8 protein-coding genes are annotated in these 7,953 nt (G+C 54.9%); 3 read left to right on the forward strand and 5 right to left on the reverse strand.

Annotation, left to right across the window (positions count from 1 at the left end):
• Positions 1-235 precede the first annotated feature (235 nt).
• From GAK38_RS22835 to choV, 3 genes are all read left to right on the forward strand, one after another.
• A complete protein-coding gene (locus GAK38_RS22835; protein ID WP_443089266.1) occupies positions 236-1,162 on the forward strand; it encodes a choline ABC transporter substrate-binding protein in 927 nt (308 codons plus the stop codon).
• 195 nt (positions 1,163-1,357) lie between these two features.
• Positions 1,358-2,194 carry a choline ABC transporter permease subunit gene (gene choW / locus GAK38_RS22840; RefSeq protein ID WP_325347198.1) on the forward strand — a complete coding sequence of 279 codons (837 nt, stop codon included), beginning with the start codon at positions 1,358-1,360 and terminating at the stop codon, positions 2,192-2,194.
• A gap of 9 nt (positions 2,195-2,203) precedes the next feature.
• The gene (gene choV, locus GAK38_RS22845; protein ID WP_325347199.1) at positions 2,204-3,253 is read left to right on the forward strand and encodes a choline ABC transporter ATP-binding protein; all 1,050 of its coding nucleotides are present in this window, start codon (positions 2,204-2,206) and stop codon (positions 3,251-3,253) included.
• 166 nt (positions 3,254-3,419) lie between these two features.
• Here the strand turns inward: choV and GAK38_RS22850 are convergent, their stop codons facing one another.
• The 5 genes from GAK38_RS22850 to GAK38_RS22870 form a co-directional block, all read right to left on the reverse strand.
• Positions 3,420-4,268, reverse strand: coding sequence for a dipeptide ABC transporter ATP-binding protein (locus GAK38_RS22850; protein ID WP_064320898.1), 849 nt, complete (start codon positions 4,266-4,268; stop codon positions 3,420-3,422).
• On the reverse strand, positions 4,268-5,116 hold the full coding sequence (locus GAK38_RS22855; RefSeq protein WP_325347200.1) for an ABC transporter ATP-binding protein: 849 nt from the start codon (positions 5,114-5,116) through the stop codon (positions 4,268-4,270). The genes GAK38_RS22850 and GAK38_RS22855 overlap by 1 nt, the downstream gene beginning before the upstream one ends.
• 3 nt (positions 5,117-5,119) lie before the next feature.
• A complete protein-coding gene (locus tag GAK38_RS22860) occupies positions 5,120-6,028 on the reverse strand; it encodes an ABC transporter permease subunit (RefSeq protein ID WP_325347201.1) in 909 nt (302 codons plus the stop codon).
• 7 nt (positions 6,029-6,035) lie between these two features.
• Positions 6,036-7,043: an ABC transporter permease subunit gene (locus tag GAK38_RS22865; RefSeq protein WP_325347202.1), complete on the reverse strand. Its 1,008-nt coding sequence runs from the start codon at positions 7,041-7,043 to the stop codon at positions 6,036-6,038.
• A gap of 61 nt (positions 7,044-7,104) precedes the next feature.
• Positions 7,105-7,953: ABC transporter substrate-binding protein (locus tag GAK38_RS22870; RefSeq protein WP_325347203.1), on the reverse strand; the 849-nt coding region annotated here is incomplete at its 5' end.

Consider the following 7,953-nt stretch of genomic DNA (forward strand, 5'->3'; position numbering starts at 1 on the left):
TCGGCTTTTAACGCTTTATCTGCAGAACCTTTTGTCTGACGGTCCAGAAAAACGAGTACAACACACCCCAAAGTCGCAATCAGAAATATTTTCGCCGCAATGGTACTTGATCGGCGAAATCTTTGGTATTTGCTATAAGCCGGAACCGGAAAAACAATCAACCGTTAAAACGGCCCGGTTAATGGAGAGAAAAATGAAGTCCACTTCGACGCCTACGCTCAAATATGCCTTGAGTATGTTAGCCATCACGACAGCGATCTTTGCGCTGCTTGCAACCGCCTCGGCTGCGGAGCCTGCAAGCTGTTCGACTGTCCGCTTTTCCGATGTGGGCTGGACTGACATCACCTCCACCACGGCAGTAGCCACCGAGATCCTCAAGGGTCTTGGCTACAAGACCGACATCAAGGTTCTTTCCGTGCCAGTGACCTATGCGTCGCTCAGCAAGAAGGACATTGACGTTTTCCTCGGCTATTGGAACCCATCGATGAGCGCTGATCTCAAGCCTTATCTGGATGACAAGAGCGTCGAAACCGTCCGCACCAACCTGACGGGCGCAAAATACACCCTCGCCGTGCCGAAATATGCCTATGACGAAGGCCTGAAGGACTTCAAAGACATCGCCACTTTCAAGGACAAGCTCGGCGGCAAGATTTACGGCATTGAACCGGACAATGACGGCAATCGTCTGATTCTCGACATGATCAGCAAGGATGCGTTCGGCCTCAAGTCGTTCGAACTGGCAGAATCGTCTGAACAGGGAATGCTGGCGCAGGTCGCCCGCAGCATCAAAAGCAAAGACCCGGTCGTCTTCCTCGCTTGGGAACCGCATCCGATGAACAAGCGCTTTGAGATCGCTTATCTGACCGGCGGCGATGACTTCTTCGGCCCGAACCTTGGTGGCGCGAAGGTCGAAACCAATGTCCGTGCTGGCTATACGCAGGAATGCACGAATGTCGGCAAGTTCCTGACCAATCTTGAGTTCCAGCTTGAAATGGAAAACGAGATCATGGGCAAGATTCTCGACGATGGCGAAGATCCGGCAAAGGCCGCAACTGCCTGGCTCAAGGCAAATCCTGCTGTGCTCGACAAGTGGCTTGACGGTGTGACCACCGTTGACGGCAAGGAAGGTCTGCCAGCCGTTAAGTCGGAACTGGGCCTGTAATCCTTAGAAAGTCAGGCCGCGGATTACCGCGGCCTACTCTTTTGTAGGTAAACTATCGAAGCGCATCCCGAAAAGGGTGAAGCGGTTTTCGGACAGGATGAGCGTTAAGATAAACAGCTGGAGCAGCGAAGCGATCTAATAAAGCAGGTCGAACCACGCTCCACGACTGAAAGAACGCGGCAGGAGACATAATCGTTGAACTGGCTGACGGACTATAAAATTCCGGTCGGACCCACCGCAAAGTCGGTGGTCGATTGGCTCACGGACAATATGGGTGGCTTTTTCGATGGGCTGGCTGCGGTTATGCAGTGGCTTATCGACGGCCTGTTGTATCTGTTGCAACTGCCGCATCCGCTCGTCCTGATCGTCATTTTTGCAGTGATCGCCTGGTTTATCCAGCGCCGCATCTCGGTGGTAATCCTCACCATCCTGGGTTTTCTGTTCATCATCAATCAGGGCTATTGGGATGGCACACTCAAGACACTGACGCTGGTTCTGTCGGCCTGTTTCCTCTGTATGGTAATTGGCGTCCCGCTCGGCATCGCCGCAGCGCACCGCCCCACCCTTTATGCAGTCCTGCGACCGATTCTCGATCTGATGCAGACGTTGCCAACCTTCGTCTATCTGATCCCGGCCATCGTCTTCTTCGGCATCGGCATGGTGCCCGGCCTGCTGGCAACCGCGATCTTTGTGCTGCCCGCGCCGGTACGACTGACCCATCTCGGTATTTCATCGACACCTTCGTCATTGATCGAAGCCGGTGAAGCTTTCGGCGCATCCCGCACACAGCTTCTCTGGAAAATCGAGCTGCCTTACGCCATGCCGCAAATTCTGGCTGGCCTGACGCAGACGATCATGCTGTCGCTTTCCATGGTGGTGATTGCGGCGCTTGTCGGTGCTGACGGCCTCGGTGTGCCGGTCGTTCGAGCCCTGAACTCGGTCAATACCGCACTGGGCTTTGAATCAGGCTTTGTCATCGTCGTGGTCGCTATCGTGCTCGACCGCATCTTCCGCGCCGGACGCGAGAAATAGGAGCCGATCATGACAATCATTGCACTGGAAGATGTCAGCATCATTTTCGGTAAGAATGTCGATAACGCGCTGGAACTTGCGGACCGGGGCGCTTCACGTTCGGAGATTCAGGCTGAAACCGATCTCGTTCTGGGCGTGCATTACTGCGCGCTCAACATTCAGGAAGGCGAGATTCTCGTCCTGATGGGCCTCTCGGGTTCTGGAAAATCAACGCTCCTGCGGGCCATCAACCGGCTCAACCCGATTTCACGCGGCCGCGTGCTGGTGCGTGATGGTGAGCGGACTATCGATGTCGGCAAAGCCGATCGGGGAACGCTTCGCCATCTGCGCACGGAACTCGTTTCAATGGTGTTTCAGCAGTTTGGTCTGCTGCCATGGCGCACGGTTGAAGAAAACGTCGCGTTTGGGCTGGAAATCTCCGGTATGCGCAAGGATGAGCGGCTGGCACAAGCGCGTAAGCAGCTTGAGCTGGTGGGCTTGCAGGACTGGGCCAAGCGTAAGGTGGGCGAACTTTCCGGCGGTATGCAGCAGCGCGTCGGTCTGGCTCGCGCCTTTGCAACCGGCGCACCGATTCTGCTCATGGATGAGCCGTTTTCTGCGCTCGATCCTTTGATCCGCACGCGTTTGCAGGACGAGCTGCTGGCTTTCCAGTCACGGCTCAAGAAGACAATCGTTTTTGTGAGTCATGATCTCGACGAAGCCATGAAAATCGGCAATCGCATCGCCATCATGGAAGGCGGCCGCATCGTTCAATGTGGTACGCCGCAGGATATTCTTCTGCAGCCGGCGGATCAATATGTCGCCGATTTCGTAGCGCATATGAACCCGCTCGGCGTTTTGTGTGCAGGCGATATCATGACGCCATTTGACCGCACTGCCGCACCTCGCCCCTTTGCCGCAACCGCTCGACGCGAAACCCTTATTCGCGACCTGATGGGCGCAGTTGCGGATAGCAGCGGGGATGTGGGGATTGTCGTGAATGGCGCCATCATCGGCAAAATTGCCGCCGATGACATTGTGCGCGCCCTTGCCTGGCACCAGCAACGTGGTCAGCATTAGAGCGCATCCCGAAAAGTGCGAAGCGGTTTTTGGAACAAGATGCGCGTAAAAACAAATGGATAGAGTACCGTGCGCCCTTGTGGGCGCACAAAGTCGCTCTACAACAAGGGCTCCAAACAAAAACGCCGCCTCAAAGGGCGGCGTTTTTTATTATCGATTGAAGGCTTTAAGCCTGTGCGGCCTCGCGTGCAGCGGCACGCGCTTCAACACGGGCGCGGATCGCATCCACATCCGCACGCGGCGTGGCTGCAAAAAGCTTCTTCGTATAGTCGTGCTGCGGGTTGTTAAACACGTCGTCACGCGAGCCATATTCAACAACTTCACCGAAATACATCACCATCACATCGTCAGCGATGTAACGGACAACCGACAGATCGTGGCTGATGAAAACGTAAGTCAGGCCAAATTCTTCCTGCAGATCAGCAAGAATATTGAGCACCTGCGCCTGCACGGAAAGATCGAGCGCCGAAACCGGCTCATCGAGAATGAGCAGCTTCGGATTGAGCATCAATGCGCGTGCAATAGCAATGCGCTGCCGCTGACCGCCCGAGAACATATGCGGATAGCGATTGAAATGCTCCTTGCCAAGACCAACCTTGAGCAGCATTTCCATCGACTTTTCACGACGTTCCTTGGCAGACATATTGGTGTTGAGCAGCAGAGGCTCAGCCAGCACATCGCCAATCTTCTGGCGCGGATTGAGCGAACCGTAAGGGTTCTGGAACACGATCTGCACCTTCTGGCGCATTTCGGCTGTCAGACCATCACGGGCAATGTTCACATCCTTGCCGCCGATCATCAGATCGCCGGATGTCTGCGGGTCGATCATGGTCAGGATGCGGGCGAGTGTTGACTTGCCGCAACCTGATTCACCGACGATTGCCAGCGTCTTGCCTTTTTCAAGCTTGAAGCTCACGCCCTTGACGGCATGAACAACCTTGGGCTTGCCAAAAAGACCGCCGCCAACATGGTAGTCGCGCTTGATATCGCGCGCTTCGAGAACGATCTCGCTCATCACGCTTCTCCTGCGGCATTGTTTGCAAAGACGAAATCGGAAACCGTCGGCAGACGGTCGCCGGTCGCATTTTCCGGCAGAGCCGAAAGCAACGCACGCGTATATGGGTGCTTTGGCGCGGAAAACAACGACAACACGTCAGCGTCTTCCATCTTGTGGCCCTTATACTGCACGATCACTCGGTCAGCAGTTTCGGCAACAACGCCCATATCATGGGTAATCATGATGAGGCCCATGCCGTGCTCCACCTGAAGACGCATCAGCAGATCGAGGATCTGCTTCTGGATCGTCACGTCAAGCGCGGTTGTCGGCTCGTCGGCAATCAACAGCTTCGGATTACAGGCGATTGCAATCGCGATCATCACGCGCTGGCACTGACCGCCAGACATCTGATGCGGGAAGCTGGACAGGCGCTCGGCAGCATCACGGATGCCAACGAGTTCCAGAAGTTCAATCGCGCGGGCATGGCTTGCAGAACCTTTAAGCCCCATATGACGCTTAAGCACTTCTTCAAGCTGATAGCCCACCGTGAAACACGGATTGAGGCTTGCAACCGGCTCCTGAAAGATCATCGAAATATCGCGTCCGATAATCTTGCGGCGTTCCTTCTCGGACATCCCTTTCAGGTCTTGTCCGTCAAACGTCATGCTGTCGGCGGTTACGGTTGCCGTCTTGGGCAGCAGGCCCATGACAGCAAGCATACCGACGGATTTACCGGAACCTGACTCACCCACGATGGCAAGAACTTCGCCCTTGTCCACCGAGATATCGATGCCATCGACCGCCTTGAACGGGCCAGTCGAGGTATCAAACGAAACCGTGAGGTTCTTGATTTCAAGCAGAGCCATCGATCAGCTCATCTTCAATTTCGGGTCAAGCGCATCGCGCAGACCATCGCCGACCAGATTGATCGCGAGAACGGTGATCAGGATCGCAAGACCCGGGAAAGTCACAACCCACCATGCACGCATGATGAATTCACGCGCTTCTGCAAGCATCGTGCCCCATTCCGGTGTCGGCGGTTGCGCCCCCATGCCAAGGAAGCCAAGCGCTGCAACGTCGAGAATGGCGTTGGAGAACGACATGGTTGCCTGAACAACCAGAGGTGCAAGGCAGTTTGGCAGAATGGTCTTGAACATCAGACGCAGTTTGCTTGCACCGGCAAGCTTGGCTGCGGTCACATATTCACGTTCCTTTTCGGCCATGACTGCAGCGCGGGTCAGACGTGAGAAGTGCGGCAGCAGAACCAGCGTGATCGCGAGAACAGCGTTGATGAGCCCTGGCCCCAGAATCGCCACCAGAACCAGTGCGAGCAACAGCGATGGAAACGCCAGAATGACGTCCATGATACGCATGAAGATCGTATCGACGCCACCGCCAAAATAGCCGGAGAGAAGGCCGATGGTGATGCCAAGGCACATCGAAATGATGACGATGACAAAGCCTACCAGCAGCGAATACTGAGCGCCATAGATCAAACGCGACAGCATATCGCGACCGACAGCATCCGTGCCAAGCAGGAACTGCGTTGTGCCGCCCTGTTCCCAGAAAGGAGGAACCAGCATGAAGTCACGGAACTGTTCCGAAGGATTGTGCGGTGCGAGAACCGGCGCGAGGATCGCGACGATAACAAGCACCAGTAATACGAAAAGACCGATGACAGCGCCGCGATTGACGCTGAAATAGAACCAGAAATCTTTCAAAGCACGGATTTTTCCGACTTCGTTTACGGCTTCCGGCTGAATTGCTGAGTGTGTCATGATACCCTCACTTATGCCGGATACGCGGATTGATCAGGCCGTAAAGCAGATCGACAACCAGATTCACGATCATGATGATGAAAGCGATAATCAGCAGTCCGCTCTGCACGACCGGATAGTCGCGACGCGAAATGGAATCGAGCATCCATTTGCCAATTCCGGGCCATGAGAAGATGGTCTCAGTCAGGATAGCACCCGCCATAAGCACACCGACCTGAAGGCCAATGGTGGTGATGACCGGGATCATTGCGTTACGCAGCGCATGAAGACCGATAACGCGGCGAACCGGCAGGCCTTTTGCACGAGCAGTACGTACGTAGTCTTCACCCAGCACTTCCAGCATTGCCGAACGTGTCTGGCGCGCAATCACCGCAAGCGGGATCGTTGCAAGCACGATGGTCGGCAGGATGAGATGCGAAGCCGCAGAAGCGAAAGCGCCCTTCTGACCCGACAGTAGGCTGTCAATCAGCATGAAGCCCGTTACTGGCGGGAAGAAATACAGCAATGAGATACGGCCAGAAACCGGCATCCACTGCATCATGCCCGAGAAAAAGATGATGAGCAGCAAAGCCCACCAAAAGATCGGCATCGAATAACCGACGAGCGAGATGCCCATCAGGCCCTGATCGAACCATGAACCGCGCTTAACAGCTGCGATGACACCTGCAGGAATACCAACCAGGATAGCCACGATAATCGCGCAGATTGAAAGCTCGACAGTTGCAGGGAACAGGGCGAAGAATTCCGTCAGAACCGGCTTTTTCGTGACCAGAGACTGGCCGAAGTCACCATTGAGAAGGTTCCAGACATAGTTGATATATTGCTCCCACAACGGGCGGTCAAAGCCGAGCTGAGCCAGCAGCTGTGCATGGCGCTCAGGACTGACGCCGCGTTCGCCTGCCATCAACAGCACGGGATCGCCCGGTAGAACGCGGACGAATGCGAAAGCAACGATCGTGATGCCAATGAAAGTCGGCACCAGATAGATAAGTTTGTTTAATATAAAACGAAACATACAAAAACTCCGACCGGGTGCGGAGGAAACCTCCACACCCGGCCGCTGGTGTTGTTAGATTTTACTCGGAGATATCGACATCTTCGAAGCGATAATCACCAAGCGGGCTCTGCTTGAAGCCCGTAACTTTGGCCGACATCGGCACGAATACGGTCGAGTGAGCGATGGTGTTCCATGGAGCCTGCTCCTTGAAGATCACCTGAGCTTCTTCATAAAGCTTGACGCGTTCTTCATGGTTGGTCGAGACCTTTGCCTTCTGGATCAGGTCTTCGAACGGCTGGTAGCACCACTGTGCACGGTTATTCGAAGCAACGCCGGCGCAGCCCAGAAGCGTGCCGAGGAAGTTGTCCGGATCACCATTGTCACCGGTCCAGCCGAGGATGACGGCACCGTCGCGGTCCTTTTCGCCGGACTTCTTGAGGTATTCACCCCATTCCATCGAAACGATTTCAGCGCTTACGCCAACCTTGGCAAGATCGGACTGCATGAGTTCAGCAGTACGACGTGCGTTTGGCATGTAAGGACGGCTCACAGGCATTGCCCAGAGCTTCATCTTCAGATCCTTGACGCCAGCGGCTTCGAGAGCCTTTTTAGCAGCTTCCGGATCGTACTTGTCGTCCTCGATCTTGTCGTTGTAGCTCCACATTGTCGGTGGGATCGGGTTCTTAGCAACCTGTCCCTGACCCTGGAACACTGCATCAACGATAGTCTGCTTGTTAACAGCCTGGTTGAGTGCCTTACGAACTTCCGGCTTGTCGTATGGAGCGACAGTCGTGTTGTAAGCGAAGTAAGCAATGTTCAGACCAGCCTGTTCGTCAACCTTAAGGTTGGAATCAGCCTGAAGGTCCTTGATGTCTGCTGGAGCAGGATAGGACATCAGGTGGCATTCGCCAGCCTTGAGCTTCTGCGC

Origin of the sequence: Xylophilus sp. (assembly GCA_009914555.1) — a bacterium.
In the GTDB taxonomy this organism is placed as follows: Bacteria; Pseudomonadota; Gammaproteobacteria; order Burkholderiales; family Burkholderiaceae_C; genus WNDY01.

Coding starts and splice junctions, on each gene's coding strand:
- GAK38_RS22835 (WP_443089266.1), top strand. CDS start 236: ATGTTAGCCATCACGACAGCGATCTTTGCGCTGCTTGCAACCGCCTCG.
- choV (WP_325347199.1), top strand. CDS start 2,204: ATGACAATCATTGCACTGGAAGATGTCAGCATCATTTTCGGTAAGAAT.
- GAK38_RS22850 (WP_064320898.1), bottom strand. CDS start 4,268: ATGAGCGAGATCGTTCTCGAAGCGCGCGATATCAAGCGCGACTACCAT.
- GAK38_RS22855 (WP_325347200.1), bottom strand. CDS start 5,116: ATGGCTCTGCTTGAAATCAAGAACCTCACGGTTTCGTTTGATACCTCG.
- GAK38_RS22860 (WP_325347201.1), bottom strand. CDS start 6,028: ATGACACACTCAGCAATTCAGCCGGAAGCCGTAAACGAAGTCGGAAAA.
- GAK38_RS22865 (WP_325347202.1), bottom strand. CDS start 7,043: ATGTTTCGTTTTATATTAAACAAACTTATCTATCTGGTGCCGACTTTC.